Origin of the sequence: Sulfitobacter sp. EhC04 (assembly GCF_001650875.1) — a bacterium.
GTDB lineage: Bacteria > Pseudomonadota > Alphaproteobacteria > Rhodobacterales > Rhodobacteraceae > Sulfitobacter.
Genome location: NZ_LXYI01000008.1, coordinates 189,272 through 215,799 on the forward strand (window position 1 = coordinate 189,272; position 26,528 = coordinate 215,799).

22 protein-coding genes and 2 tRNA genes are annotated in these 26,528 nt (G+C 59.9%); 11 read left to right on the forward strand and 13 right to left on the reverse strand.

Features of this window, described 5'->3' with window-relative positions; all coding sequences use genetic code 11:
- The first annotated feature begins 277 nt into the window (after positions 1–277).
- The 9 genes from leuC to A8B82_RS03905 all read left to right on the forward strand — a co-directional run bounded on the left by leuC (position 278) and on the right by A8B82_RS03905 (position 9,507).
- Positions 278–1,684 (forward strand): 3-isopropylmalate dehydratase large subunit, encoded by a 1,407-nt coding sequence (gene leuC / locus A8B82_RS03865; RefSeq protein ID WP_067288402.1) that lies wholly within the window; start codon positions 278–280, stop codon positions 1,682–1,684.
- A 57-nt stretch (positions 1,685–1,741) separates the two neighbouring features.
- The gene (locus A8B82_RS03870; RefSeq protein ID WP_067288404.1) at positions 1,742–2,146 is read left to right on the forward strand and encodes a DUF308 domain-containing protein; all 405 of its coding nucleotides are present in this window, start codon (positions 1,742–1,744) and stop codon (positions 2,144–2,146) included.
- A gap of 87 nt (positions 2,147–2,233) precedes the next feature.
- Positions 2,234–2,839 carry a 3-isopropylmalate dehydratase small subunit gene (leuD, locus tag A8B82_RS03875; protein ID WP_067288410.1) on the forward strand — a complete coding sequence of 202 codons (606 nt, stop codon included), beginning with the start codon at positions 2,234–2,236 and terminating at the stop codon, positions 2,837–2,839.
- Between the two features lie 303 nt (positions 2,840–3,142).
- The gene (locus tag A8B82_RS03880; RefSeq protein ID WP_235604611.1) at positions 3,143–3,967 is read left to right on the forward strand and encodes a hypothetical protein; all 825 of its coding nucleotides are present in this window, start codon (positions 3,143–3,145) and stop codon (positions 3,965–3,967) included.
- Positions 3,964–4,956, forward strand: coding sequence for an endonuclease/exonuclease/phosphatase family protein (locus A8B82_RS03885; RefSeq protein ID WP_082899118.1), 993 nt, complete (start codon positions 3,964–3,966; stop codon positions 4,954–4,956). The genes A8B82_RS03880 and A8B82_RS03885 overlap by 4 nt, the downstream gene beginning before the upstream one ends.
- A gap of 83 nt (positions 4,957–5,039) precedes the next feature.
- Positions 5,040–6,146, forward strand: coding sequence for a 3-isopropylmalate dehydrogenase (gene leuB, locus A8B82_RS03890; protein WP_067288421.1), 1,107 nt, complete (start codon positions 5,040–5,042; stop codon positions 6,144–6,146).
- Between the two features lie 133 nt (positions 6,147–6,279).
- Positions 6,280–7,290, forward strand: a complete 1,011-nt coding sequence (locus tag A8B82_RS03895) for a DMT family transporter (protein WP_138069667.1) — start codon at positions 6,280–6,282, stop codon at positions 7,288–7,290.
- Positions 7,291–7,310: 20 nt separating this feature from the next.
- Positions 7,311–7,387: transfer RNA gene (locus A8B82_RS03900), tRNA-Pro, on the forward strand.
- 635 nt (positions 7,388–8,022) lie between these two features.
- Positions 8,023–9,507 (forward strand): Tad domain-containing protein, encoded by a 1,485-nt coding sequence (locus A8B82_RS03905; protein WP_067288439.1) that lies wholly within the window; start codon positions 8,023–8,025, stop codon positions 9,505–9,507.
- A 110-nt stretch (positions 9,508–9,617) separates the two neighbouring features.
- Here A8B82_RS03905 and A8B82_RS03910 read toward each other — a convergent pair.
- The 10 genes from A8B82_RS03910 to iolG form a co-directional block, all read right to left on the reverse strand.
- Positions 9,618–9,694 (reverse strand) — tRNA-Arg (locus A8B82_RS03910).
- A 694-nt stretch (positions 9,695–10,388) separates the two neighbouring features.
- Positions 10,389–11,168, reverse strand: coding sequence for a TIM barrel protein (locus A8B82_RS03915; RefSeq protein ID WP_067288444.1), 780 nt, complete (start codon positions 11,166–11,168; stop codon positions 10,389–10,391).
- A gap of 30 nt (positions 11,169–11,198) precedes the next feature.
- Positions 11,199–11,993, reverse strand: coding sequence for a 5-deoxy-glucuronate isomerase (iolB, locus tag A8B82_RS03920; RefSeq protein WP_067288449.1), 795 nt, complete (start codon positions 11,991–11,993; stop codon positions 11,199–11,201).
- Positions 11,994–12,002: 9 nt separating this feature from the next.
- Entirely contained in the window at positions 12,003–12,899 is an 897-nt protein-coding gene (iolE, locus tag A8B82_RS03925) for a myo-inosose-2 dehydratase (RefSeq protein ID WP_067288452.1), read from the reverse strand.
- A 23-nt stretch (positions 12,900–12,922) separates the two neighbouring features.
- Entirely contained in the window at positions 12,923–14,767 is a 1,845-nt protein-coding gene (gene iolD, locus A8B82_RS03930; protein WP_067288454.1) for a 3D-(3,5/4)-trihydroxycyclohexane-1,2-dione acylhydrolase (decyclizing), read from the reverse strand.
- Between the two features lie 12 nt (positions 14,768–14,779).
- Positions 14,780–16,717 (reverse strand): bifunctional 5-dehydro-2-deoxygluconokinase/5-dehydro-2-deoxyphosphogluconate aldolase, encoded by a 1,938-nt coding sequence (locus A8B82_RS03935; RefSeq protein ID WP_067288456.1) that lies wholly within the window; start codon positions 16,715–16,717, stop codon positions 14,780–14,782.
- A gap of 210 nt (positions 16,718–16,927) precedes the next feature.
- On the reverse strand, positions 16,928–17,746 hold the full coding sequence (locus A8B82_RS03940) for an ATP-binding cassette domain-containing protein (protein WP_067288457.1): 819 nt from the start codon (positions 17,744–17,746) through the stop codon (positions 16,928–16,930).
- A gap of 1 nt (position 17,747) precedes the next feature.
- Positions 17,748–18,854, reverse strand: a complete 1,107-nt coding sequence (locus A8B82_RS03945; protein ID WP_067288460.1) for an ABC transporter permease — start codon at positions 18,852–18,854, stop codon at positions 17,748–17,750.
- 73 nt (positions 18,855–18,927) lie between these two features.
- A complete protein-coding gene (locus A8B82_RS03950) occupies positions 18,928–19,848 on the reverse strand; it encodes a sugar ABC transporter substrate-binding protein (protein ID WP_067288463.1) in 921 nt (306 codons plus the stop codon).
- Positions 19,849–19,961: 113 nt separating this feature from the next.
- A complete protein-coding gene (gene iolG, locus A8B82_RS03955; RefSeq protein WP_067288466.1) occupies positions 19,962–20,960 on the reverse strand; it encodes an inositol 2-dehydrogenase in 999 nt (332 codons plus the stop codon).
- Between the two features lie 143 nt (positions 20,961–21,103).
- Between iolG and A8B82_RS03960 the strand changes: the two genes are divergently transcribed.
- Complete coding sequence (locus A8B82_RS03960; RefSeq protein WP_067288469.1) at positions 21,104–22,126, forward strand: LacI family DNA-binding transcriptional regulator; 1,023 nt, start codon at positions 21,104–21,106, stop codon at positions 22,124–22,126.
- A 364-nt stretch (positions 22,127–22,490) separates the two neighbouring features.
- Here the strand turns inward: A8B82_RS03960 and A8B82_RS03965 are convergent, their stop codons facing one another.
- The 3 genes from A8B82_RS03965 to A8B82_RS03975 form a co-directional block, all read right to left on the reverse strand.
- Positions 22,491–23,840 carry an MATE family efflux transporter gene (locus tag A8B82_RS03965; RefSeq protein ID WP_201120734.1) on the reverse strand — a complete coding sequence of 450 codons (1,350 nt, stop codon included), beginning with the start codon at positions 23,838–23,840 and terminating at the stop codon, positions 22,491–22,493.
- Between the two features lie 142 nt (positions 23,841–23,982).
- Positions 23,983–24,798, reverse strand: coding sequence for an oxidoreductase (locus tag A8B82_RS03970; protein ID WP_067288474.1), 816 nt, complete (start codon positions 24,796–24,798; stop codon positions 23,983–23,985).
- An 89-nt stretch (positions 24,799–24,887) separates the two neighbouring features.
- Positions 24,888–25,343, reverse strand: coding sequence for a TetR/AcrR family transcriptional regulator (locus A8B82_RS03975; protein WP_138069659.1), 456 nt, complete (start codon positions 25,341–25,343; stop codon positions 24,888–24,890).
- A gap of 74 nt (positions 25,344–25,417) precedes the next feature.
- Between A8B82_RS03975 and A8B82_RS03980 the strand changes: the two genes are divergently transcribed.
- Entirely contained in the window at positions 25,418–26,527 is a 1,110-nt protein-coding gene (locus tag A8B82_RS03980) for an efflux RND transporter periplasmic adaptor subunit (RefSeq protein ID WP_067288479.1), read from the forward strand.
- Position 26,528: the final 1 nt, after the last annotated feature.

The window sequence follows — 26,528 nt, forward strand, 5'->3', positions numbered from 1 at the left end:
TTTCATGCTTGCACATTACCCCCATCCCCGCAACGGCGCGGGCAGCGGCATCGTCCCTTTCGGACGGCACCGGCCAGCATCAAGAGGCACCTTGCAGGAATCTGCGCGGTGCCTTATCCCATCCTCATGATACAGGTCTTCGATCAAACTGATCGCGCGCGCCTGCGCGAACGCTTTTTCGGTGCCACCCATTCGGTGCTGGCACGCCTATAAGCCTGCCCCGCGCAACCGCGCGGCCTTTTCGCCTGTTCCACACCACCAATACGGGAGAGGACCCATGTCCCCCAAAACGCTTTACGATAAAATCTGGGATGCCCACGTGGCCCATGAAGCCGACGACGGCACCTGCCTGCTTTATATCGACCGCCACCTTGTGCACGAAGTGACAAGCCCGCAGGCCTTTGAAGGACTGCGTATGACCGGTCGCACCGTTCGCGCACCGGACAAGACCATCGCGGTGCCGGACCACAACGTCCCGACCACGCTGGACCGTGCCAACGCCAAGACAATGACCGAGGACAGCCGCATCCAGGTCGAGGCGCTGGACACCAACGCAAAGGAATTCGGCCTGCACTACTATCCGGTGACGGATGTGCGGCAGGGCATCGTACATATCGTCGGCCCCGAACAGGGCTGGACCCTGCCCGGCATGACCGTCGTCTGTGGCGACAGCCACACCGCGACCCACGGCGCCTTCGGCGCACTGGCCCACGGCATCGGCACGTCAGAGGTTGAACACGTCCTTGCCACCCAGACGCTGATCCAGCGCAAGGGCAAGAACATGAAGGTCGAGATCACAGGCAAGCTGGCCCCTGGTGTCACGGCCAAGGACATCACCCTGTCGGTCATCGGCGCAACCGGCACCGCAGGCGGCACCGGCTATGTCATCGAATACTGCGGCGAGGCAATTCGCGAGCTGTCGATGGAAGGGCGCATGACCGTCTGCAACATGGCCATCGAAGGCGGCGCGCGCGCGGGTTTGATCGCACCGGACGAAAAGACCTTCGACTACTGCAAGGGCCGCCCTCATGCACCGAAGGGTGCCCAATGGGAAGCGGCGTTGGACTGGTGGAAGACGCTTTATTCCGACGACGACGCCCATTGGGACAAGGTGGTCACGCTCAAGGGCGAGGACATCGCGCCCGTCGTGACCTGGGGCACCTCGCCCGAGGACGTCCTGCCCATCACCGCCAATGTCCCAGCCGCCTCAGATTTCAAAGGCGGCAAGGTCGGGGCGGCGCAACGCTCGCTCGACTACATGGGCCTGACCTCTGGCACGCCCTTGTCCGAAGTGGCGATTGACACCGTCTTTATCGGTTCCTGCACCAATGGCCGGATCGAAGACCTGCGGGCCGCCGCTGCGATCCTCAAGGGCAAGAAAATCAAGGAAGGCATGCGCGCCATGATCGTACCCGGTTCGGGCCTTGTCCGGGCCCAGGCCGAAGAAGAAGGCCTTGCCGATATTTTCAAAGAGGCCGGGTTCGAATGGCGTCTGGCCGGCTGTTCCATGTGCCTTGCCATGAACCCCGATCAATTGTCGCCCGGCGAACGCTGCGCGGCCACCTCGAACCGCAACTTCGAGGGCCGTCAGGGCCGGGGCGGACGCACCCATCTGATGTCGCCCGCAATGGCCGCGGCAGCGGCAATCACCGGCAAGCTGACCGATGTACGGACCATGATGTAACACAGGTGCCAGCCGGATTTCGGCTGACACACCGCACGTCAGAAGGAACGAATTACGATGAAACCCTGGCTCATACTTGTCCTCATGGGCGTCGTGCTGATTGTCGGAGGCTTTGACGGCGCGCTGAACTGGATCATCGCGCTGATCACCCTTGTGGTCGGTGTCTGGTTACTGGCCAACCCGCTGGAAGGAACAATATCGCTCGCCATTGTTGTCGGTGTGGGTTTTGTGATTTCTGGAATCGCGCGGATCATCTGGGCAACACGGGCAGGCCGGGACACGCCTTCTTATGTGCCCCTGCTGCTGTCCGGCGCTGCCTCGCTTCTTGTGGGCGTGGTGATCTTTTCCGACTTCCAGTCGCTGGCAACCCAGGTGCTGGGGTTTCTTCTGGGTATTCAACTGGTCATGGACGGCATCGGTTTTGCCGCCGTCGGGCTTGTCCTGCGCAGGCGCCAGCCATGAATGCCATCACATCAACTGCACCTTTGGCAGGTGCATCCAACGACATGGCCACATCGCGTTGCGGCCCTAAATCAGGAGTTCATTTCAATGGACAAGTTTGACACCCTCACCGGCATCGCCGCACCGATGCCCATGATCAATATCGACACCGACATGATCATCCCCAAACAGTTTCTGAAAACCATCAAGCGCTCCGGCCTTGGCGTGAACCTGTTCGACGAGATGCGGTACGACGACAACGGCAAGGAAATTCCGGATTTTGTCCTGAACAAACCGCAATACCGCGATGCGGAAATCCTTGTGGCTGGTGACAACTTTGGCTGCGGATCGTCGCGTGAGCATGCGCCCTGGGCGATCAAAGACTTCGGCATCCGCTGCGTGATTGCACCCTCTTTCGCTGATATCTTCTACAACAATTGCTTCAAGAATGGCATTCTGCCCATCGCCCTGCCACAGGAACAGGTCGATGTACTGATGAAGGACGCTGAAAAGGGCGCGAATGCGCGTATGACCATCGACCTTGAAGCGCAGACAGTGACAACATCGGACGGCGAGTCGCTTTCCTTCGAGCTCGACTCGTTCAAGAAACACTGCCTGATGAACGGCCTGGACGACATCGGCCTGACGATGGAAAAAGTCGCTGCCATCGACAGTTTCGAAACAGCCGTCGCGCAAAGCCGCCCCTGGGTCTGACTGGCGCTGAATATTTCAGCAAAGATTTCAAAGCACTTGTGGGCGAAACCGCGCCGCCCACAAGATATGCCCTGCGCCATCTTCCCGCCCAAAAATAGATGCAAGATGGCACCACCCCTGCCCTCAAAAAGCCCCAAGGTTTAAGTTCTGTTCATCAATAGTCTTGAGGATTGAGACGAAAGAAGGCACAAATTGGGCGATATTGAGGCAGTCTCCCAAACCCCGGGGGCAGCAAGTTGGGACAAGTACGCGGCAATGCACCGTGGCTGGCCAGTTTGGAAGGGAAAACTAGTGATCGGACGGATGACAGGCGCCGCGGCGCGTGGTCTCTTTGTGGCCCTGCTGGTATTGCTGCCAGCGCTTGTGCTTCCGGGCATGGCTGCCGATTCCACACAGATCTCCGTTCTCGTTGCACTGCTGGCCGCTTTCCTCACCTTTGTCGAATACAACTCCAACTTTCCAAGCATCATGGAATTCCGCGATGCACCGCCCTTCAACCGGCTTCGCTTTGCCAGCCTGTTCGTGACGGTGCTGCTGCTCAGCATGATCCTGCGCGGCGCAACCGAGCCGACCTTGCTGACCGGCGCCTTGACATCGCTCGGGACGATCATTGGCAACGCCGTTGACTTTCCCTATTCGCCGGTGCGCCTGGTGGTCCTGATGCTGCCTGAATCCGCCAGCCCCCAACTGGTTGCCTCAGTCCGGACATCAGCCGGGCTGGCCTATCTGATTTCGCTGGTGGCAATGACGGCCTTCCTGATCCTTGTCCGGCTGATGAACTGGCCCGCCCGGAAGGGCATCTTCAACGTCTGGGTCAACCTTCCCCTGTTCGACCCTACGGTGGGGGGTGACGTTGTATATCGTCTGCAACGCGATGCCCGTGTGAATATCGCGCTGGGTTTCCTGTTGCCTTTCATCATCCCCGCTCTGGTCAAGGCGGCTGCCGACCTGATAGACCCGATCACACTGCAAAATCCGCAAACCCTGATCTGGACTCTCAGTGCATGGGCTTTTCTGCCTGCCAGCATGATCATGCGTGGCCTTGCAATGGGCAAGGTCGCCGACATGATCGAAGACAAACGTCGCCGCACCTACGCCGACGCGGATGCGCCTTTCCAAACGGCTTGATCGCCCTTTTGCTGTGCCTGCTCTGCGGGGCAGCGACTGCATCGGCAGAAACAGTCCGGATTGCCACCTACAACACCGAACTTGCGCGCAAGGGCCCCGGTCTCCTGCTCCGAGACGTCCTGAAGGGAAACGACCCACAGGTCACCGCCGTTGTCGACGTGATGGTCGCCTCCCGTGCCGATATCCTCGTTCTTCAGGGTGTGGATTATGACCTTGAAGGGCGCGCCCTGGACGCCCTTGCCGCAAGGTTGAAATTAGACGGCCTGAATTACCCCTACCGATTTGCAGGGCCGCCCAACGCAGGGCTGATGACAGACCTGGACCTTGATGGCGACGACAGGTTCGGCGGGCCGGGCGATGCCCAGGGTTTTGGGCGGTTCTTTGGCCGGGGGGCGATGGCGGTCCTGTCCCGCTTTCCGATCTTGCAGTCAGAGGTACAGGACTTTTCGACCCTGCTCTGGCGCGATCTGCCAGAGGCCCTCCTGCCCGGAACGAAAGAAAACCCTTTTCCCGCCCCCGATGCGCTGGCGATACAACGCCTGTCGAGTAACGGACATTGGGTGTTGCCCATCGCCCATCCCACCCTGGGGCCCGTTCACATCCTGACCTATCACGCCGCGCCCCCGGTCTTTGACGGGCCGGAAGACCGGAATGGCAGGCGCAATCACGATGAAACGATGTTCTGGCTGCATTACCTTGATGGCCATTTCGGACCCCCGCCCAAAGCGCGATTTGTTCTGGTTGGTGATGCGAACCTTGATCCGAACAAGGGAGATGGCCGCAGCATCGCAATACGCCGGGTGCTGAGAGACCCACGTCTGCAAGACCCATTGCCGGGACAGGCAACCGTGAATTGGCCCCAAACAGGTCCGATGCGGGTGGACTACGCCCTGCCCTCTGCCGACTGGACCATCATGGACGCGGGGATCACCGCGCCCAATCCGGACGCAAGCCGCCATCAGCTTGTCTGGGTCGAACTGGGGAACTGATACCGGCCAACCGCCATGCCCAACTTGACCCGCCGCGCCGGGCAGGCTACGCCGCCTGAAACATGATCTTTCAGGAGCATCCCATGGCAAACCCCACCCTGTTAATCCTTGCTGGTGACGGCATCGGACCGGAAGTCATGGGGCAGGTCACCCGCGTGATCGACTGGTTCGGCGCGAAACGCGATCTTGCATTTGAAGTTGAACATGATCTGGTCGGCGGTGCGGCATATGACAAGCATGGCACCCCCTTGCATGACGATACGATGGCCAAGGCGCTGGAAGCAGATGCGGTGCTTCTGGGGGCCGTGGGCGGGCCGAAATACGATGCGCTTGATTTCAGCCTGAAACCCGAACGCGGCCTGTTGCGCCTGCGCAAGGAAATGGACCTGTTCTCCAACCTGCGCCCGGCACAATGCTTTGACGCGCTGGCAGATTTCTCATCGCTGAAAAGGGACGTCGTCGCCGGGCTTGATATCATGATCGTGCGCGAACTGACCTCGGGCGTCTATTTCGGCGAACCGCGCGGCATCTTCGAGGAAGGCAACGAGCGCGTCGGCATCAACACCCAGCGCTACACCGAATCCGAAATCGAACGTGTGGCGCGGTCGGCATTCGAACTGGCGCGCCGTCGCGGCAACAAGGTCTGCTCGATGGAAAAGGCCAACGTGATGGAATCCGGCGTTCTTTGGCGTGAAGTCGTTCAGCGCGTCCACGACGCGGATTATGCGGATGTCGAGCTGAGCCACATGTACGCAGACAACGGCGCGATGCAGCTTGTTCGCGCGCCCAAACAGTTCGACGTGATTGTGACTGACAACCTGTTCGGCGACATCCTGTCCGATTGCGCCGCGATGCTTACGGGGTCGCTGGGCATGCTGCCCTCCGCCTCGCTTGGCGCGCCGAATGCAGATGGCCGACCCAAGGCCCTCTATGAACCTGTTCACGGCTCTGCCCCCGATATCGCGGGCCAGGGCAAGGCGAACCCGATTGCCTGCATCCTCAGCTTTGCAATGGCGCTGCGCTATTCCTTTGATCAAGGCGAAGAGGCGACGCGGCTGGAACAGGCGGTCGAAAAGGTTCTGGCCGACGGCGCGCGCACCGCTGACCTGATGGGCCCCGACGGCGGCACGCCAATCTCCACCTCGCAAATGGGCGATGCGATCCTGGCTGCGCTGGACGCCAGCCTGTGACAGCTGCGGCTTAACGTGATGCACAGCGCTTGGGCAGGCCGAACAAATTCACTGCACAAGCCGGTGCATCGCCCGGCCCACCCTTTACGCTGCGCCGCAGCAGCACTAACTCGGGGTCATGACCGAGGCGACCATGACCACTGAAAACCTTCAGCAGGCCCGCAGCACCACCCTCCAGGGTGTGCTGGTGGGGCTGCTGGCCTTTGCTCTCTACGCCAGCCACGATGCGGCGATCAAATCACTTGGCGGCACCTATTCGCCATTCCAGATCGTTTTCTTTGTCGTATTGCTGAGCTTTCCGATGGTCACACTGATGCTGGTCAGTGACACAAAGGCCGAGAACCTGCGCCCGCGCGATCCATTCTGGGCCGCAGTGCGCACCGCCGCTGTCGTGATCGGCGGCTTCTGCGCATTTTATGCATTTGCCGTCCTGCCCCTTGCCGAAACCTACGCAATTCTCTTTGCCTCGCCATTGATCATCACGGTCCTGTCTGTCCCCCTGCTAGGAGAGGTCGTGCGTGTGCACCGCTGGCTCGCTGTCCTTGTCGGCCTGATCGGGGTGCTGGTGGTGCTGCGGCCGGGGTCAGCCGAACTGGGTCTTGGCCATATGGCCGCGCTGATATCCGCCTTCGGCAGCGCGCTTGCCGCTGTCGTCATGCGCAAGATCGGTGCGCGGGAACGGCGCGAGGTTCTGCTGCTTTATCCGCTCCTGGCCAACTTCGGTTTGATGCTGTGCATCCTGCCATTTGTCTATGTTCCGATGCCCCTTGCCGATCTTGGCCTGGTGTTGCTCATCGCCCTGCTTGCCGTCACCGCGATGAGCCTGATGATACGCGCCTATACCCTTGCCGATGCAGCCATGGTCGCCCCGATGCAATATAGCCAGATCATCTGGGCGACGCTGTTTGGCTGGCTGTTCTTCGGTGAGACCTCGGACGTTCTGACATTCGTCGGCGCAGGCATCATCATCGCCAGCGGCGGCTATATTGTTCTGCGCGAAGCAGGCGGTGGCACGTCGGAACATCGCCCGGTGCTCAACAATCTCAGCCGCAGGCCGGAAATGGGCGGCATGCCCCGCCTCAGCCTGATCGCCCGCAAGACCGTCGCCAGCGTAAGAGAACAATTGCCAAGGCAGCGCCACTAAGCTATGTGGCGCGCATCGGTCGGGCTGTAGCGCAGCCTGGTAGCGCACCTGCTTCGGGAGCAGGGGGTCGGAGGTTCGAATCCTCTCAGCCCGACCAATAAAAAGATGCCATCAGGTAGAACCGGTTCTTCAGAAGATCATGGCCTGAACAAACACTCCCTTATTCCAGAGCCTCAAACCTTGCCGTCAGATCAGACTGCGCGTTGCGGTATGGCCCAGAGCCATAGCTGACCCGAGAGATGCCAGTCTGCGCGACTTCGCGGATCGAGGTCATATCCGGGAGGGCAAATAACATCCTGTAACCGCACGAGCCTCACGGCCCCCACGCCGCCGAAAATCAGGCAATTATTATTGTATCATGAAATAGGGCCTGCCGACTGGGAACTCACGCCGTCTCAGCCAGAATAGGCCCGGAATCTGCGCCGCATCGGAACCGTTCAGCAAGAATCACCAGTCGTTATCGCGCAGTTCCGTGCCATTTGGCTTGAGCAATCAGGCCTTTTTCCGGGCAACAGAAAGGCAACGGGACCCAAGCAATTGTGGCATTGTCTCCGCTCGCCACCCAGTGCCGGGCAGGTGACCGCATTGATGCACGGCAGTGGAGAATGGCCCCGTTTTTTAAGAAAAGCCTACCTATCTTTTCCGGTCGATTGAGGCAAAACATTGGCCAGACCAAGGCCGTATTCTGGGGCGGCGCTGATCAAGTGGGGCACATTTGAGAGGTTCACGACAATGGCAACAAGATCAACGCCACCCGAAATACATAGTCTGACCGCATCGGTCCGCAGTTTTGGCCGCGGCGAAGATGGGTCGATCACGATCTTTGCCTGCTTCATGGTTTTCTGCATGCTGATGGTCTGCGGCATCTCCGTTGACATGATGCGTCACGAGATGGACCGCAGCCGCCTCCAGGCGACGGCGGACCGGGCCGTGCTTGCCGCGACCTCGCTGAACCAGCGCCTCGCCCCCGAAGATGTGGTGGCGGACTATTTCACAAAATCCGGCATCCGGGACTTCATGTCGAATGTCGAGGTCAGTCAGGGGCTCAGCTTTCGCACCGTGACCGTGGGTGCGTCCACCACCATGACCACGCAATTCATGGATTACCTCGGCGTCGAAACGCTGAACGTCCCTGCCCTCGCCACCGCAGAGGACCGCGTACCAAATGTCGAGATTTCACTTGTTCTTGATATCTCTGGTTCAATGCGTTTCTCCAACCGCATGAATGACCTGCGGCCTGCTGCGTCGGACTTTCTCGACATTGTGCTGGATGATGCCAATGCCCAGAAAACCTCTGTCACGCTTGTTCCCTATGCTGGTCAGACCAACCCCGGCCCTTTCATGTTCGACCGCCTGAACGGTGAGCGCTACCCGGCGATGGCCCTGGATGAAGCTAACGGCGGCATTGCAGAGCACCTCAGCCATGGTGAACTGCCAGCCGACGCACCAGGCGGCACCGGGTCGGATGAGAACACGCGCTATGTCTATCCGAACGTCTCATCCTGTCTGGATATCGGGACCGGCGGCTTTTCCTCGGCAGAACTGCCATCGGGCATCCTGTATCCGCAGACCCCGCATTTCATGAACTGGGATATTGCCGGCAATGTGATGGACTGGGGATGGTGCCCGCAGGATCAGACATCGATCCAATACCTCAGCAATGACCGGACGGGCCTGAAGAACCTGATCAACAACATGCGGATGCATGACGGCACCGGCACGCATTACGCGATGAAATGGGCCGTCTCCATGCTGGACCCATCGTCACAGGACGATGTGACAGCGCTGGCCAACGCAGGTCTCGCCGCCCCCGAATTCATCGGGCGGCCTGCATCCTACGGCGACAGCACGACACAAAAGTACATCATCCTGATGACAGACGGCCAGATCACTGAGCAGGTGCGCCCCATTGACACGATGGATGTTGAGAACCCGGTCCGAGAGCTGGAGAAAGGCCGACACAACGAACGCGAAACAATCACATCCGCCGGCACCAACGTCGACAGCTTCTTTCAGCAATGCGATCTCGCCAAAAGCAGAAGCCCGCGCCCGATCATCGTCTATACGATTGCCTTCGAGGCACCCGGTACGCCCGAGCAGCAGATGCGCGACTGCGCTTCCTCTCCGTCCCACTTTTTCAAAGCTGACGGCGACAACATCGCTGATGTCTTCGAGGCGATCGCCTACCAGATCCGGCAGCTTCGGCTGACTCAATAAACGGTTCCGAGAGGAAACCTGCCAGCCGCGCAAGCGCGCTATCGTGCGGACAGAGTTCTGAACTGTCCGCACGAATAAAGTGACCAAGTTCGGATGATACCGCACGGTTCTGGTGACCCCGGCAGGATTCGAACCTGCAACCTGCCCCTTAGGAGGGGGCTGCTCTATCCAGTTGAGCCACGGGGCCACGTATAAATATCCTGTTGATCAGATACTTATATGTAGTTCCGAAGTTGACCCAAGCACAGGCCCTGCCGGAGCAGCACCAGAGCTGCGCGAAAAATGAGACCTGGCAACCTGTGCTTCAACAGAGCAGATACCGTGCCCCTCCCGCTACATCAAGAGAGTAGAACCGGCGAGGGCCTGCGCATTTGGCTTATCGGATCGTCATTGGTACGGCACTTGGAGCGCTCCTGTGAACGCAGTTACGACAGAGTTCCCATGGTCATAGTCGAACCTGCATTGCAACATGCGCAGTTGAGGTATCTAGCGGCGACCGAAACGAAAAATCGAAGAGAGCGTTTCGCGTTAAATATTAATCATCTAGCGCTGCCTGAAACCATAGGTATCAAAGCATTGGGCCCTAATAAGAGGTGTCTCAAGGTAAACGCGAAATGCTGTAGTTGATAGGCGGTGGCCGCGTGAGCCATCTTTGACAAGTGCACCTGGAACGGATCGGGGCCAGAACATTTGGCCAGATGTTCGACGCTCTCGCGGAAGCCTGCGATCTGTTGAGACCGAAGGATTGCTGGAATGACTTCTGGGAAGCAGGCTATGGATCAAATTAAGGGCTCGATGCTTTAAACTTCTGGGCAATGCCCTTCGGGGACCTTGATTTTTGCAACCAACGCCTGATCAAATGGTTAACGCAACTGTCGCCTTTAGAGAGTGAATGCAAACCGGAATGCCTCCAGCGCTGCTTCTGCATCGGCGGCGGCAAAGGCTTCCATACCCACTGGACCGCGATAGCCCATCCCGTTCAGCGCCGACGCGATACCGGCATAGTTGATTTCGCCAGTGCCCGGTTCGCACCGCCCCGGATTGTCGGCGACCTGCACTTCACCGATCCACGGCAGGCAGGCCTTACACCAACGCACAAGATCACCTTCGCCGATCTGGGTGTGATACAGGTCGAGGTTGATGCGCAATTGCGGGCGGTTTACGGTAGAAACCAGCGCCAGCACATCCGCCGTGCTGCCGAACGGGCAGCCGGGGTGATCGAGCGGATTGAGGTTTTCCAGCGTGAAGGTCACGCCCTCTGCCACCGCCAAGTCACAGATGCGGTTCAGTGTATCGACCGCGCGCTGCATCATGCCGGGAGAAAACGCACCGTGGAGCGGGAGCGGGATGCCTCCATCCCCAAGGCCCGTGCCATGCAGGTTCAACCGATCTACCCCAAGCCGTTTGCCGACCAGCGCGGTTTCGCGCGCCGACGCCAGCAGCATGTCGGCCCCTTCGGCGTCGCTGAGACGGCCCTGAAGGTAGCCGTTCATGATGGTAAAGTTGGCACCGGTGGCCTCCAGCTTATTCAGGTCATGGTCGGGCCAGTTCCACAGACCAACGCCAAAGCCCATCTCGGTCAGACGCGCAGCGCGCCAGTCGATGGGCTTGTCCAGCCAGAGCATCTCGGCACAGGCTGCCAAAGCAAAAGGTTGGGTCATTTACAATTTCTCCGGGAAAAGCCGTTTGGCTTACATTAAGTGTTCGACGGGGGGTGCCGCGACAAAGCGCCATTTGCGCAGTGGACCGGCCATGACGTTGAGGTAGTACATCTCTATGCCGTGCGGCGCTCCGCAGGGATGGTGGCCGCGCGGCACGCAGACCACATCGCCGTCATGCACCGCCATCGTCTCGTTCAGCGACAGATCGTCCGTGTAGACGCGCTGGATGCCAAAACCATCGGCGGGGTTCAGTCGGTGATAATAGGTCTCTTCGAGATAGGTAATACGCGGAAAATCGTCCTCGTCATGGCGATGCGAGGGGTAGGACGACCAGTTTCCCGCCGGGGTGAAAACCTCGGTCACCAGCAGGCTGTCGCAATAGTCCTCGTTCTCCATCGCGATGTTGTTGATGTGCCGGGTGTTGCTGCCTTCGCCGCGTTGGGTCAGGGTGATGCCATCGGGTCCGATGCGCCGCGCCGCATGGCCGGAACTGCCCGGTGCCTTGCAGACCGCGATGGTGCAATCGGTGCTCGCCTCTGCGGCCCAGTCCTGATCGTTCGGCACATAGAGGCAATGCGGCGGCGTCTTTTCAAAGACGCTCATCCGCTCGCCCAACTCGCCCCAGTCCTGCCCTGCAGCTGTAAACCTGGCCTTGCCCTCGACCAACACCAGGATAACTTCGGTGCTGCCGGTGACGTCACTGGCGCGTTCACCGGCGCGCAGCTTGTATAGTTCGAAGCCGACATAGCGCCAGCCCGCCGAGTCCGGCGTGATCTGGTGCACCTTGCCGTGGGTGCCAAAGGGTTTTTTCAAGAGATCAGGCATGAGGTCCTCTCAGATCAGTCCGGTTTCGCGCGCAATGCGCTTGAGTGTATGTAGACCAAGGGTCTGGTAGAGCAGCGGGTTACGCACGTCTGGGTCCTGCTCAGCCTCGATGATGATCCAGCCGTCATATCCCGACGCCTTGAGGATCTGTAAAAGCGGCGTGAAATCGACGCCCCCCTCCTGATCTCCCGGCACGGTGAAGACACCCGCGCGGACGCCGTCCATGAAAGACAGGCCTTCTCTCTCGACCTTCTGCCGGACAGCAGGGCGCACGTTCTTGGCGTGAAAATGACCAACGCGCGAGACGTATTTTTCCAGAACGGCGACCGGATCTCCGCCGCCAAAATAGCAGTGACCTGCGTCGAACAGCAGTTTGGTCGCCGGGCCGGTGAACCCCATGAAAGCGTCGATGTCCTCGGGCGATTGCACCACTGTGCCCATATGATGATGATAGACCAGATCAATGCCCTGATTGGCGCAATACTGCGCGATTTCTTCGACCCTGGCACCGAAATCCTTCATCCCCGCAGCATCCAGCACAGGACGTTCAGAGAGCGCCATTTGCTTTCCTTGAATGGTATTCGAAGTCTCGCAGCAGATGCAGACAGTGCATCCGTTGTGCTTGAGCTTGTCGAGATGGGGCTGGATCGCCTTTTTCTCGTCCTCGATCGAATGCGCGAGCACGTTCATCGAATGCCAGCCCGACACAAAGCTGAGCCCGTAGCCGCTGAGCAGTTCCTTGAGCGCCTGTGGATCGTCCTGTGGCCAGCGGTGGCCGTTTTCGATGCCGTCAAAGCCGATCAGGTGACTGGCCTCTTCGAGGATGCGTTCAGTCGGAATATCCGCGCCAAGGGTCTGATCGTCGTCATTGGCCCAGGCGATGGGGTTTGTACCAAATTTAATCATGGGTCTTGCTCCTGAACGCAATGTCAGTTCACCAATCTCTGGCGCTGCATGTTATTGAGATAATTGGCGTAGGCGGCGCGGACCTTGGTCTGGGCGGATACTTCCGGCACGCTCACGTCCCACCAGAAACCCGCCTCACCAAAGCTGGGGCCTTCGGTCGGATCGGTATCAATTACGATTACGGTGGGGATGTCGCGTCCCCGCGCCTCAGCGATCTTGACCTCCAGGTCTGCGATATCAGCGGCCCTGGCCGCGTGCGCGCCCATGGAGCCGGCATGCGCCACATAGTCAATTTGTGGCTGGGTCTCGACGTTGCAATCCTTGTAGAGGTTGTTGAATGCCTGCCCGCCCAAGCCCTGTTGCAGGCGATTTATGCAACCATAACCCCGGTTGTCGGTGAGCACGACAGTGAAAGGGATCTTGCGCATCACGGCAGTGGCCAGCTCGGAGTTGGCCATCATGTAGGAGCCGTCACCAACGAAGCAGATCACCTCGCGCTCGGGCCGTGCCAGTTTCAGGCCCATCGCCCCGGCGATCTCATAGCCCATGCAGGAATAGCCGTATTCCATGTGATAGCCGCCCTGGCTTGGCTGCCACAAGAGCTTGAGCGCCCCTGGCATGGTGCCCGCGGCACACATGGCGATGGCTTCTTCGCCAGTGGCGCGCTGGACCGCGCCGATGACTTCCGCGTCCAGGGGGCGGTATCCTTCCGGCGTGTCAGTCCGCGGGGCGCAATGGGCAGTCACAGCGTCAAGCCAGCCCTGGCGTGCGTCGGCGTCCACCGGGTTCGCGGCGTGATCGCCCAGTTTCGCTGCGATTTTCTCCAGAGCGACCTTGGCATCGCCCATAACCGGCACTGCGCCATGCTTTTCAGCGTCATAGGCAGCGACATTGATCGACACCAGACGGCGGTCAGGGTTGCCAAAGAGTGCCCATGAGCCGGTGGTGAAATCCTGAAAACGCGTGCCAACGCCGATCACCAGATCAGCCGCCTGAGACACCTCATTGGCCGCAGCCGATCCATCAACGCCGGCGGCACCGAAGTTCATGGGATGGCTTTGCGCCAGCGCCGATTTGCCCGCCTGCGTTTCCACCACCGGGATGTTGAAGCGGGTCGCAAAATTGCCCAGCGTCTCTTCGGCCTGAGCATAGATCACGCCGCCCCCGGCGACGATCACCGGGTTCTTTGCGGACAGGATCAAGGCGACCACCTCCTCGATTTCGCGAGGGTCGGGCTCCGGACGGCGGATACGCCAGACCTTCGGCGCAAAGAACGCGGCCGGGTAGTCATAAGCCTCCGCCTGAACGTCCTGACAAAAGGACAGCGTGACCGGGCCGCAGCTGGCCGGATTGGTCATTGTCGCCAATGCGCGGGGCAGAGCGGTCAGCAGATGTTCGGGGCGCGTGATGCGGTCAAAATAGCGGCTGACTGAACGGAACATGTCATTGGTCGAAAGCGTGCCATCCTCGAAATCCTCTATTTGTTGCAATACGGGGTCGGGACGGCGGTTTGCAAAGACGTCACCGGGGATGAACAGCACCGGCAGACGGTTGACATGCGCCAGCGCGGCGGCCGTCAGCATATTGGCGGCACCCGGCCCGATGGAGGACGTCACCGCCTGCGCGCGGGTCCGTTTCATGCCCTTGGCATAGGCGATGGCGCAATGGGCCATGGTCTGCTCGTTCTGGCCACGCCAAGTGGGGAACGCATCTCCCGCCTGTTGAAGCGCCTCGCCCAGACCCGCCACGTTGCCATGGCCAAAAATGCCCCAGATCCCGTCGATAAAGCGCTCGCCGGTCTCTGTTCTCTGCACAGACAGCCATTTGATCATGGCCTGTGCTGCGGTCAGCCGGATGGTTTCACTCATCGCTCTTCTCCTTCAACCTGCGTTGCGGCGGGCATTGATGCGGGCTTCGGCCCAAATCTCGCACAGCCGGGCATAGCGGGTCGCCATTTGCGCCAAGGCGGTCGCGTCGTCTATCTGGCCCTTGAACCAGCTGCGCGCGGCGTCGCCAAAGATAGTGCGCCCCACCGCGAAGCCTTTGACCAGATCAAAGGATGCCGCGACTTCAAAAGCGGCGCCAAGCTCTTCTTCCGGGGCATCAAGGCCCAGAACGACAATGCCACGGGTGTATTTGTCGTGTTCTTCGATGGCGTTCACGGCCTTGGCCCAAGCGTCATGGCTGGCCATCGGCTCCAGCTTCCACCAGTCTGGATAAACGCCCGCCTGATAGAACTGCCGGATCAGCGTGGCAGTGGTGTCGTCGTCCACCGGGGCAACTTTGGACGGTATCACTTCGAGCAGGAATTCGAGATTGTTGCGCCGTCCGGCGGTGAACAGGCGCTTGACTGTTGCTTCCTGAGCAGCGCGTTTTTCAGGCGCGTCGTCGGGATGACAAAAGCACAGTACCTTGATTACATTTTCTGTCGCCCATTCAACCAACGTGCCGCAGTCAGGTCCAAGCTCCGGCTCAAGCTCAAGCGGGCGCGAGCCGGGCAATTCGGTCGGGCGACCAATCCAGAGACCGGACCCGGACGCGCGGTGCAGCGCGGAACGGCCGATACGGTTGTCGCACAGGATGCCATAGCCCTCGCCGTCGCCTTTGACCTGCAAGGCTGCTTCGAGGCAGAGTTCCTTGAAGGTGCCACCCTTTTCGAGATCATAGCCGTCCATCTCTTCGAGTTGCAGGCGGTGGTCAAATGCAAAGACCCGCATATCCGACCAATCGCCCGCGTTGCGCGTGTGACGGGTCGTGGACCAGTGGATCTGCTCCAGCGCCGGATCATTGCGCAAATCCCTTTTCACTACGCCGCGGTCGAGGAAAAACTCAAGCTCCTGAAGGGAAGGGTATGCCGGGGTGCAGCCATGCCGAGAGACGGCAAAGGCACCGCAGGCATTGGCGTATTTCAGCGCCAGCGACCAGTCCGCGTCATAAGGACCATCCGCCTGCATCCACCCCTTGAGCAGTCCGGAAAAGAATCCATCGCCTGCGCCGAGCACGTTGAAGACCTCGATCGGGAAACCTTCGCCGGTCTGCCCGTCATCGAGGCTACCGGGGATTTCGCCCTGAAAGGCCGAAGCGCCAAGTGCGCCGCGCTTGCACACCAGAACGGCCTCTGATTTTTCGCGCACCGCCCGCAGCGCGGTCAGCGTATCGGTGGAGCCGCCAGCAATGTGAAATTCTTCCTCGGTTCCAACAATGAGATCAAAATAATGCAGGGCGGAGAGCAGTTTGGCCGTGACCTCGGCACTTTCGGCAAAACGGCTCTCACCGTCTCCATGGCCCAAGACACCCCAGAGATTCGGGCGATAGTCGATGTCGAGCGCGGTGCGCAGCCCGTGCTTGCGCGCCAGTTTCAGCGCCTTGATCACGGCGGCTTCGGTCCTGGTGTTGGACAGATGTGTGCCGGTCACGACAACTGCTCGGGCAGAGGCGATGAACGCTTCGTCGATGTCATCCTCACAGAGCGCCATGTCGGCACAATTCTCGCGGTAGAAAATCAGCGGGAACTGTTCACGATCACGGATTCCAAGGATCACAAGTGCCGTCAGCCGGTCGGGATCGGTGACGACACCTTCGGTCGAGACGCCTTCGCGGGTCAGTTGTTCAAGAATGAACCGGCCCATGTGCTCGTCGCCGACACGGGAAACCAGCGCCGTTTTCAGCCCCAGCCGCGCCGCGCCACAGGCGATATTGGTCGGTGATCCGCCAATGTATTTTTGAAAGGAGCCCATGTCTTCAAGGCGGCCACCGATCTGCGCGCCGTAAAGATCAACGCCTGCTCGTCCGATCGTGATGACATCAAGTTTTTTCATGTTTTCTGCCTTGTGGAATTCGGACCGCTCGGATTGTGAAAGTAGTCAGCATTGATATGGTTTCCCCTGCTGCCAACGCGCCCGACCGGCGCGTCGGCAGCCAGACGCACTGGCGGATATTGCGAGGCGGGACCGGGGCACCGGTCTCGCTTGCCGTTCGCAAAATGGGTCGCAATGTCCGCGCGCGATTTTTGCCATGGTGCTCCGGCGCTAGACGGTGCCGCCCAGAGAGCCTTCGAGTTGAGCCATTTCCTGGCCGCCCGCCATCAGGTCCTGAAGCTCTTCAGGGCTGATTTCACCACGTCTGGCAGTACCAAGAGTTTTCCCCCGGTTCAGGACAGTAAAGCGATCCCCGACCGCCAGCGCGTGGCGCACGTTGTGGCTGATGAAGACCACACCAATGCCTTGCTTGCGAACCCGGTCGATGGTGGCCAGGACATTTGAGGTCTGGCGCACACCCAGTGCAGAGGTCGGTTCGTCGAGGATCAGAACCTTGGCACCGAAGTAGACTGCGCGGGCAATTGCCACGGTCTGGCGCTCGCCACCCGACAGGGTCCCGACCGCCTGATCCGGACCACGCAGATTGATACCCATCTTGCGCATCTCGCTTACGCAGACTTCGTTGGCGGTCTCTATGTCAAATCGTCTGGCTAAACCATTGCCCTTGGTTGGTTCGCGCCCCATGAAAAAGTTGCGCGTTACGCTCATCAAAGGGATCATTGCAAGGTCCTGAAACACCGTGGCGATGCCTGCCTCCATCGCGTCGCGCGGGTTGGAGAAGTCCATCGGTGTACCTTCGAACAGGATCTCGCCCTTGGTGGGCTTGTGGACACCTGACATCGTCTTGATGAAGGTCGACTTGCCGGCCCCGTTGTCACCCAACAGGCAGTGGCACTCGCCGGGGCGGACGTCAAAGCTGACGCCGGCGAGGGCTATGATGTTACCGAAATGCTTTTCGATATTTTTCATCTGGACGATAGGCGCCGTCTCGGGCGCATTGCCGTGGTGGAATGTGGTATCTTCCGACATTTCAGCGCTCCCCTGTCACGCGTTTACGGATGGCGTTGTTGAACAGCACAGCGATCAAAAGCATGCCACCCAGGAATACCTGAAACCAGTCCTGGTCGAAATCAGTATAGGTCAGTCCAATGACAACCATGCCAAATATGATGGCGCCGAAGAACGCACCGATGGCCGAGCCGTACCCGCCGGTTAGCAGGCAACCGCCCACCACCGCTGCGATGATCGCTTCGAATTCCTTCTGGAAGCCGCGGCGGGCGTCGGTGGACCCTGCATCTATGACGGTGATGATCGCCACCAGAGCCGCACAGCAAGCGGTCAGCATGAAGAGCGAGACCTTGACCTTGTTCACAGGCACACCCGAGTTCGAGGCGGCATTGCGGTCACCGCCCGAGGCGAAGATCCAATTGCCGAACGGTAGACGCAGCAAGACATAAGTGGCGGTCAGGGCGATCGCGATGAACCAGAGGATCTCGACGGGGATGCCTGGAACCTTGGGCGTGCCGTTCTTGAAATTTTCGATCAGACCCATCTTTGCAAGACTTGCGAACAGCCCGGTGAAAGCATCGCCAGAGAAGAACGGGGCAAGCCAGTCGCCTTCCACGGCTTCTCGCACACCACGCAACTGGGTCGAGCCGCCGGTTGCGGCCTTTAGCCCGACAAGGGACAGGCCGCGCAGGATGAACAGGAAGGCCAGCGTCACGATGAACGAAGGCAGGCCGGAGCGGATGACGAGGTTGCCGCTGACGGCACCGACCGATACCGCAAAGATCAATGTCATCGGAATTGCGACGATCAGCGGCAATTGCCAGGTGACCACGCAGACGCCAAAGAACAAACCTGCGAAGGCGACCATCGAGCCGATCGAGAGATCGAATTCGCCGCCGATCATCAGTAGGGCGGCACCGATCGCAAGAATGCCAAGTTGCGACGCCGGTGTCATGAAGTTGATCACCCCGGACAGGCTGAACATGGTACTATCGGCGGTGATCGAAAAGAAAATGATAACGAGGATGACGCCAGCAATTGCACCCAGTTCAGGCCGTTTCATCAGCCGTGAAAAGAATGGTTCGGCCTTCAATCTTTCATCCGCCGCAGATTGCGATGTGTCGGTCATTTTTTTCTCCCGGATTTCGGTGGAACGGCGCGGAAATGCGCCGTTCCGTTACCTGCAAGAGTGCAGTCCGAGCTCAGCGAATGCCCTTTGCGGACAGTTCGATCACCTGAGCCGCTTTGTCGGCGGTGATCAGGTTCGGACCCGACGGCACGTTGCCGCCCGGCATCAGGCCATACTTGGCGTGCAGCGCAAGAAAGTTGGTCGACAGATAGCCCTGCAGGAACTGCTGTTGGTCAATCGCAAAGGCGGCGTCGCCATCGACGATGGACTGCAGAAAGCTGGCAGACAGATCAAAGGACGCAACATTGATTTGGCGACCAGAGGATTTGGCAGCAGCGACCGACGGCTCGCCGGCGGTCGAGGCACCAAGCGCCATCACGGTGTCAACGCTTTCGTCCGACGCGAGAGCAGCGGCGACCTTGGACTCGATTTCAGTCGGGTCGTTGCTGGTCGGCAGCACCTTGACGGTCCCGCCAAAACCTTCGCTGAAGCCTTCGCAACGCAAATCAAGCGACACGTTTCCGACTTCCTGATTGACGCAGACCGCGTTGGTGCCACCCATTTCCGCCAGTTTGGCACCAGCGGCCTTACCGGCGTCAAACTCGTCCTGGCCGACGTGCAGCAGCGCGCCCAGCCCCTTCGAGACGTCAGAACCGGAGTTGATCGAAATGACCGGTATCCCAGCGGCAACCGCACGCTCAATCGACGGCCCAAGCGCATCGGCATCGGGGATCGAAACGATCAGCCCATCTGGCTCCTGGTTCACGGCAGCATCTATCAGCTGCGACATGGCCACCATGTCGAAGGTTTCGGGCGAGCGATAATCGACGTCAACGCCAGTGTCTCGACCTGCTTCTTCGACGCCGTTCTTCACGACCGACCAGAACGGATCGTTTGCCTGCCCATGCGCGACGACGATGATGTCCTGCGCAAAGGCCGGGGTCGCGATCATCAGAATGCCCGCAGCCAGGGCCGCTTTGGTAAGTTTCTTCATTGGTATTCCTCCCTTTGGTTTCTCAGTGCTTGGGGTCCTGCCCCACTGTCATCCGGCGATGCCGTACTTTGTAGCCCCGGCAATCTGAGGCCGGATCTCTTCCCGTCGCGCGTCTACGCGACCTCCTCTATTTTCACCGGGCGCCCGAGCTTGAGCGACTGGCTGGCAGCCTCGGCCATGGCCAATGCCGCAACGCCGTCAGCCAGAGTAACTGGAAAAGTTGCATTGGCCTCGAAAGCCTCGACAAAGGCCGCCCATTCCGCCTCGTAGGCAGACATGTAGCGTTCGAGGAAGAAATACGTTGGCTTTGCGGCGGTCACGCCCGCTACGGTGGATTTCACCATGGTGTTCTCCAGCATGTTCTGCGCCTGAAGCAGACCTTCGGAGCCGAGAATCTCAAGTCGCTGATCGTAGCCATATACCGCGCGGCGTGAATTCATGATCACCGCGATCTGGCCATTGGCATAGGCCATGGTCACAACAGCCGTATCAATGTCGCCTGCCGCACCGATTTCGGGATCCACGATCGACGAACCAGTGGCCGAAACGCTGACTGGGGGCTCTCCCATGATGAAATTCGCCATATCGAAATCATGGATCATCATGTCGCGGAACAGCCCGCCAGAAACCTTGATATACGCCACGGGTGGCGGACCCGGATCGAAAGAAGTGATCGACAGCAATTCAGCCTTGCCGATCTCACCATTGAGCAAGGCACTTTTGACAGCCGAAAAATTCGGATCAAATCGGCGATTGAAACCGATCATGACTGGCTGTCCGGCGGCAACGACTGCCTTCTGGCACGCACGGGCGCGCTCCAGGCTCAGATCGACGGGCTTTTCACACAGAACCGCCTTGCCAGCCGCAGTGGCCTGCTCGATCAGATCCGAATGGGTATCCGTCGAGGTGGCGATCAGCACCGCATCAATCGCCGGATCGGCGATGATTTCCGCGGTACTTCTCACCGAGCAGCCAAAGCGGGCTGCCAGCCGTTCGGCGCTTTCTGTAAAGACGTCCGAAACCGCAACGAGATCAGTTCTGGGGTGCGCGGTAATGGCTTTGGCATGTACCGCGGCAATGCGACCAGCACCAAGAAGTCCTACCTTCAACATATTTCCTCCACTTGCCCGAATCTTGGGCCCAGCACTTTGGTATCAGTGATTTGCTCGCGCGTGCAAGAGTTTTTTGCACGCGCGAGCATTTTTAGTGGATAACCAAACTTATCACCACTAGTATCGTCCTAGAGGAGTGCACAATGCGAGAGCCTGACGTCGACAAGCGAGATGAAACGGTAACTGCCGACGACGTCGCCAAACGGGCTGGCGTGTCGCGCTGGACAGTGAATCGCGCATTCAAGAAAGACGCTTCCATCTCGCAAAAGAGTCGGGAAAAAGTCATGGGAGCTGCAAAGCAGCTTGGTTACGTACCAGATCTGCTGGCATCAAGTCTCGCTTCGGACCGCAGCAATATGGTTTGCCTATTGATCGATGACTTCGCCAATCCGCATAAACTCGTCATGCTTGAACGGCTTACCAGGTTCCTTCGCAAGAACGGGTGGGACACGTTGCTGGTAAACACCTCTGATGAAGAAGATACTTCCGCCGCACTCCTCAACGCGAGCCAAAGGCGGGTGGATGCCGCGGTGCTGATCGGCAGCCAGTTCACTGACCGCAGCCTCGCAACTGCCCTCGGTGCCCGACGGGTGCGCAAGTTGATCGTCTTTGCCCGCACCTCCGAAAACCCCAATACGATCTCCATTTGCTGTGACGACCGTGCCGCAATGAACGAGATCGCAAACTATATCATTGGCAAAGGCTATCGCAGGCCGCTGTTCCTTGCCGGCCCGCAGACATCTTCGGCACATCTGGGACGCAAGGAGACCTTCCTGACGAAATGGCACGACACATTCTCGACGACCCCTGAATTTATCTCGGTGGCGCGCTACGACCCGCAGCTCGCCTATGATCGGATTGTCAGCCATTTCGCCGGGCGCACGGCGCAGGAGATCACCGATGTCATCGTCTGCGAGAATGATGCCCTCGCCCTGGGAGCGATGGATGCGATCCGCACCGAGATGGGACTTCGCGTGCCACAGGACATCGCTGTCACCGGGTTTGACGATATTCCCCAGGCTGATAGCGCCAATTACCGGATCACCACCTATCGCCAACCCCTGTCGGCGATGGCCGAGGGGCTGGTGCAGGTTCTGAAAGGGACGGCGGACAGCGACCAGCTATGCCATTTCATCGGCAAGTTGGTGGAGAGGGAAAGCGCGTAGCCTTCCGCATTGCCCTTTTGCCATCCGACAGAAACACGTTGCGTACAAACCTATCCTGCGAGTTGTGATGCCGCATTTTACCGGCTGGAACAACGCCTGCGCAGGGATCGGCAGCAGCACGACAATTTCGCTCTCGGGCGATGGCCGCCTGTGGTGCCTCGCTGTGCGGCCCAAAGTCGGCGGTAATGACGTGGTGCTAACGTCGCAGGTCGCGACTGCCCCAGAAACCCCGGAAGGCCCCAGATCAGGATCGCAATGCCGGGTGGCCGCCGGGTCTGGCACGCAGCGCATCAGGACATCTTGCTGCGCTGCATGCCATTCAATTCGGAAATGTTGGTGGGCCCTGCCGAACCGATATTTTCAATCAACCCAGCAAACTGCTGCCTTCGACCGGGACCAGCGGCTGCATGTTCGACGGGCGCTCCCAGCGGGCCGCGAGAACGGCAGCAACGGTGAGTGCGCCGTAGGCCACCGAGGACAAGGCGACGATCTGGAACAGGGTCGCAGCACCGGCTCCGAACCATGTCACCGACGCCCAGCCGATAAACGCGGCGACAACCATACGGACCGTGCCGGCCAGCACCGGAAACAGCACCTGCTTGGCCCCCTGGCTGGCGAAATAGAGCGCCAAACCCAGCCCGACGAAGCCATAGGTCGGCGCCACATGGCGCAGATAGAGGGCGCCCAGCTCCTGCACCTGGGGATCAGCGCTGAACAAGCTCATCCAAGCATGCGGAAAGATTGCGGAAATGACGCCGACGGTCGCGGTTGCTGCGAAGGCCAACAAGGCCCCTGTCCAGGCGATGCGGCGCGCCCGCGCCATCCGCCCGGCACCGACATTGATGCCGACCATGGTCACCATGGCGGTGCCAAGACCGAAGATCACCGGAATCTGGAGGTAGTCGATCCGCGATGCAATGCCATAGCCGGCGATAGCGGCCGCACCAAATCCGCCGACAGCGGCGGTCACGAAGGTCACCGTGAGGTTGACCTGAATCGTACCGAGCGCCGCGAGGAGGCCGACCCCAAGTATATCCTTGAAAAGGCGAAAATGCAGGGGAACGATCCTGAGATTCAGGAGGCTGCGCGGCGACCGCAGATAGAGGATCAGCGTCAGAGCAGCGGCGATATAGTAGATGACGACAGCGACCCCGCCACCGGCGACGCCGAGTTGCGGAAATATACCCCAACCAAAGATCAGGGCCGGCGACAGCGGAACGAGGATGACCGCACCGGAAATGATCACAAAGGCTGGCACCGCCACATTGCCGGCACCGCGCAGAGCCGATGACAGCAGGGCGGTGATCCAGATCGGGACAGAGCCGGCGAAGACGATGCCGGAATAGGTCAGCGCCGCCACCAGCGTCGCATCCGTACCGCCCATCGCCTGATAGATCACCCGGCCGAACAGAAGTGCCGCCAAAGTGAAAAGTACGCCAAAGCAGCAGGCGAGGATGATCGCGTGCCAGACCAGAGCATCCGCATCGGCCCGGCGATTGGCACCAAGCGCGCGCGCCACGGCGGAAGCGACGCCACCGCCGATGCCGCCATTGGACATCATCTGCATCAGCATGAGGATCGGAAAGACCAGCGTGACCCCAGCGAAGGCATCGGTTCCCAGAAAACTGATGAAATAGGTCTCGGCCACTCCGACAAGTGTCTGGACAACTAGCACCAGGATTGTCGGCACTGCCAGGCGCAGCATCGTTGGCATGATCGGGCCAGCGAGTACACCCGGCGGCACTGGATCCGTAGACGCAGAAGCAGGGTGAGTGGACAGGTTTGTCATCGACTGGTCTTTCTTTATTCTGCTGCTGGGGGTTCGTCGCTTGGGCCGAGACCTGGGGTCGCGCCGGTCACACCGGCAGACCCGCCTGTTTGCGCAGGCTCTTGTCGAAAGCGGCTTCGGGGACAAAGCGCCGCAGCATGCGAACCTGGCGCGCCATCTTGCCTGCCGGGTAGCGGCGGTCGGGCGTGGCGGCGCTGGCCGCCTTCAGCACGGTCTCGGCAACGACTTCGGGGGGGTCACCTTTTTCGCAGCTCTTGATCATGAATGCGACGTTTTGCTTGCGCGCTGCATCATAGATCGAAAGCGGTTGATCGGGTGTGCTCTTGTTCACCTCGAACGGCGTATCGGTATAGCTGGGCTCCACCAAGGTCACCCGGATGCCAAAGGTGCGCAATTCGTGATCGAGCGACTCGGAATAGCCTTCGATGGCGTGTTTGCTGGCGGAATAGATCGCATTGTAGGGCGCAGGGATCAGCCCCATGACCGAGCTCATATTGACGATCCGGCCCGCACCTTGCTGGCGCATTGTCGGCAGCACGGCATTGGTCACGCGCATTGTGCCAAAGACATTCACGTCGAACAGCGCCTGAGCCTGGGCGATGGAGGATTCCTCAGCGCCGCCGATAAGTCCGACGCCAGCATTGTTGACCAGCAGGTCGATGCGCCCGGCAGCAGCCAGCACCTGCTCAACCAGCTCCGCCACCGAAGAATCATCCGTGACATCGCAGTTCAGCATGGTGAATCCGTCAGTGCGCGCGGTGGTAGCGCCGCGGCTGGTGCCGAACACCCGGTAACCGGCCTTTTGCAAGGCCTTGGCTGTCGCATATCCGATTCCGGTGGAGGCCCCGGTGACCAGGGCGACGGCAGGATTGGTGTTTTTCATCTATTTTATTACCTTCTTGAGTTTTGTTGATAGGAGCCCGCGTGAGGCGGGCGGTAACGTCACTGGGCGGCAGGTTCTGGCCATCACCCTCACGTGTTGTCATTTGCGCGCTCGATGAAGCCTTCAGACATCCTAAGATGATCCCGAAGCCCGACGTTGAGTGACCTGCGCACCTCGGAGTTCTGCCGGGCCGCATCCGCACCGAGGGCGACGTTTCGGAAACTGTTCATCATTTCGGCCTGGTGATCCATGCTGGGGTCAAAGTCGAAAACCGCGCCAAGCGGATACCCAGGCCTTGCGGCGGCCGCTTTCGACCAGCGATGGGTTGTGATCTGCATCGCACGCCAGGACGTCTGCACTGCGAGATCCTCCTTTGATTTTAGTTGCTTGTAAAAGGCGCCCAGGGTCAGCTCGGCATCCGGCATCAAATCCTTGAGGCCAATGCCGTTAAAGCCACGTTGCCGGAACAGGTGGCTCTGACATCCATTACGGTTTCGCGGTTTTCCGTAACCTGAAGACGGCCTACGCGCATCGTTGATCTCCATTCATTTTAGATTGCACTCGACACCTATACTCAATATAGAAGTCGAACACAATCTAAAATTTATGAGGCGATGCCATGAAGAAGAGAACCGTTTTCGCACTGGGGGCTATCGTGATCGCCGGGGCCGGTGCGGTCGCATTCGACATTCTGCCCGATCCCGCTCACCGGGCCGAGGCGGCGACGGATGCACGGCAAGCGCCCCCGATCGTCAGGCTGGTCAAGGCCACGCCGGTGACCACGAATGAGCGCGGCTTTACAGGCATCATCGGCGCGCGGGTCGAAAGCAATCTGGGCTTTCGCGTGCCGGGCAAGATAGTGGACCGGCTCGTGAGCGTTGGTGACGAGATCAAGACCGGCCAGCCGCTCTTGCGTATTGATGACACCGACCTTCGCCTTGCGCTTACCGCCAAACGCACTGCCATCGCGGCGGCGCAGGCAGCTGTGGTGCAGGCAAGGGCCGATGAAGAACGCTACGCCGCGCTGCTCAAGGATGGCTGGGTCCCCCGCCAGCGCTATGAACAGACCAGAGCCGCGCTGGATACCGCCGAGGCGCAATTGGCCGCCGCAGAAGCTGACGCGGAGGTCGCCGGAAACGAAGCAACCTATGCCGTCCTTCTGGCAGATGCCGATGGAACGGTGCTTGAAACGCTGGGCGAACCGGGGCAAGTCGTCGCCGCCGGTCAACCCGTGGTCCGGCTCGCTCAGGCCGGCCCGCGTGAAGCGGTGATCTCGCTTCCTGAAACGATACGGCCAGCGATTGGCTCGGCGGCCGAAGTTAATCTCTATGGCAGCGACAGGCGAGGTTACACGGCGCATCTGCGGCAATTGTCCAATTCCGCCGACGCCCGGACCCGGACCTATGAAGCCCGCTACGTGCTGGACGGCGAGGACAGCGCTGCGCCGCTGGGCGCGACGGTGACCCTAAGCATCGAAGGCAAGGCCGAGCAGTCGGAAGTCCAGGTGCCGCTCGGCGCCCTGCATGACGACGGTCAAAAGACCGGCGTTTGGATCTTGGACGGGACCACCTCTACCGTCCATCTCCACCCTGTCCGGATTGTCCGTATCACCGACGAATCCGCAGTGGTCGCCGGGCTTACCCCGCAGGACCGGGTTGTCGCGCTTGGCGCCCATCTCCTGCAAGAAGGTGCCCGCGTCAGGCCCGAATCCGCAAGTGAAAGCAACTGAG

What these genes read in the sequence shown, in the direction of transcription:
- leuD (WP_067288410.1), top strand. Translation starts at nt 2,234, where the DNA reads ATGGACAAGTTTGACACCCTCACCGGCATCGCCGCACCGATGCCCATG.
- iolD (WP_067288454.1), bottom strand. Translation starts at nt 14,767, where the DNA reads ATGAGTGAAACCATCCGGCTGACCGCAGCACAGGCCATGATCAAATGG.
- A8B82_RS03975 (WP_138069659.1), bottom strand. Translation starts at nt 25,343, where the DNA reads ATGGAGATCAACGATGCGCGTAGGCCGTCTTCAGGTTACGGAAAACCG.
- A8B82_RS03965 (WP_201120734.1), bottom strand. Translation starts at nt 23,840, where the DNA reads ATGCCAACGATGCTGCGCCTGGCAGTGCCGACAATCCTGGTGCTAGTT.
- iolB (WP_067288449.1), bottom strand. Translation starts at nt 11,993, where the DNA reads ATGCCTGATCTCTTGAAAAAACCCTTTGGCACCCACGGCAAGGTGCAC.
- leuB (WP_067288421.1), top strand. Translation starts at nt 5,040, where the DNA reads ATGGCAAACCCCACCCTGTTAATCCTTGCTGGTGACGGCATCGGACCG.
- leuC (WP_067288402.1), top strand. Translation starts at nt 278, where the DNA reads ATGTCCCCCAAAACGCTTTACGATAAAATCTGGGATGCCCACGTGGCC.
- iolE (WP_067288452.1), bottom strand. Translation starts at nt 12,899, where the DNA reads ATGATTAAATTTGGTACAAACCCCATCGCCTGGGCCAATGACGACGAT.
- A8B82_RS03915 (WP_067288444.1), bottom strand. Translation starts at nt 11,168, where the DNA reads ATGACCCAACCTTTTGCTTTGGCAGCCTGTGCCGAGATGCTCTGGCTG.
- A8B82_RS03940 (WP_067288457.1), bottom strand. Translation starts at nt 17,746, where the DNA reads ATGTCGGAAGATACCACATTCCACCACGGCAATGCGCCCGAGACGGCG.
- A8B82_RS03970 (WP_067288474.1), bottom strand. Translation starts at nt 24,798, where the DNA reads ATGAAAAACACCAATCCTGCCGTCGCCCTGGTCACCGGGGCCTCCACC.
- A8B82_RS03945 (WP_067288460.1), bottom strand. Translation starts at nt 18,854, where the DNA reads ATGACCGACACATCGCAATCTGCGGCGGATGAAAGATTGAAGGCCGAA.
- A8B82_RS03895 (WP_138069667.1), top strand. Translation starts at nt 6,280, where the DNA reads ATGACCACTGAAAACCTTCAGCAGGCCCGCAGCACCACCCTCCAGGGT.
- A8B82_RS03905 (WP_067288439.1), top strand. Translation starts at nt 8,023, where the DNA reads ATGGCAACAAGATCAACGCCACCCGAAATACATAGTCTGACCGCATCG.
- A8B82_RS03880 (WP_235604611.1), top strand. Translation starts at nt 3,143, where the DNA reads ATGACAGGCGCCGCGGCGCGTGGTCTCTTTGTGGCCCTGCTGGTATTG.
- A8B82_RS03950 (WP_067288463.1), bottom strand. Translation starts at nt 19,848, where the DNA reads ATGAAGAAACTTACCAAAGCGGCCCTGGCTGCGGGCATTCTGATGATC.
- A8B82_RS03935 (WP_067288456.1), bottom strand. Translation starts at nt 16,717, where the DNA reads ATGAAAAAACTTGATGTCATCACGATCGGACGAGCAGGCGTTGATCTT.
- A8B82_RS03980 (WP_067288479.1), top strand. Translation starts at nt 25,418, where the DNA reads ATGAAGAAGAGAACCGTTTTCGCACTGGGGGCTATCGTGATCGCCGGG.
- A8B82_RS03870 (WP_067288404.1), top strand. Translation starts at nt 1,742, where the DNA reads ATGAAACCCTGGCTCATACTTGTCCTCATGGGCGTCGTGCTGATTGTC.
- A8B82_RS03960 (WP_067288469.1), top strand. Translation starts at nt 21,104, where the DNA reads ATGCGAGAGCCTGACGTCGACAAGCGAGATGAAACGGTAACTGCCGAC.
- iolG (WP_067288466.1), bottom strand. Translation starts at nt 20,960, where the DNA reads ATGTTGAAGGTAGGACTTCTTGGTGCTGGTCGCATTGCCGCGGTACAT.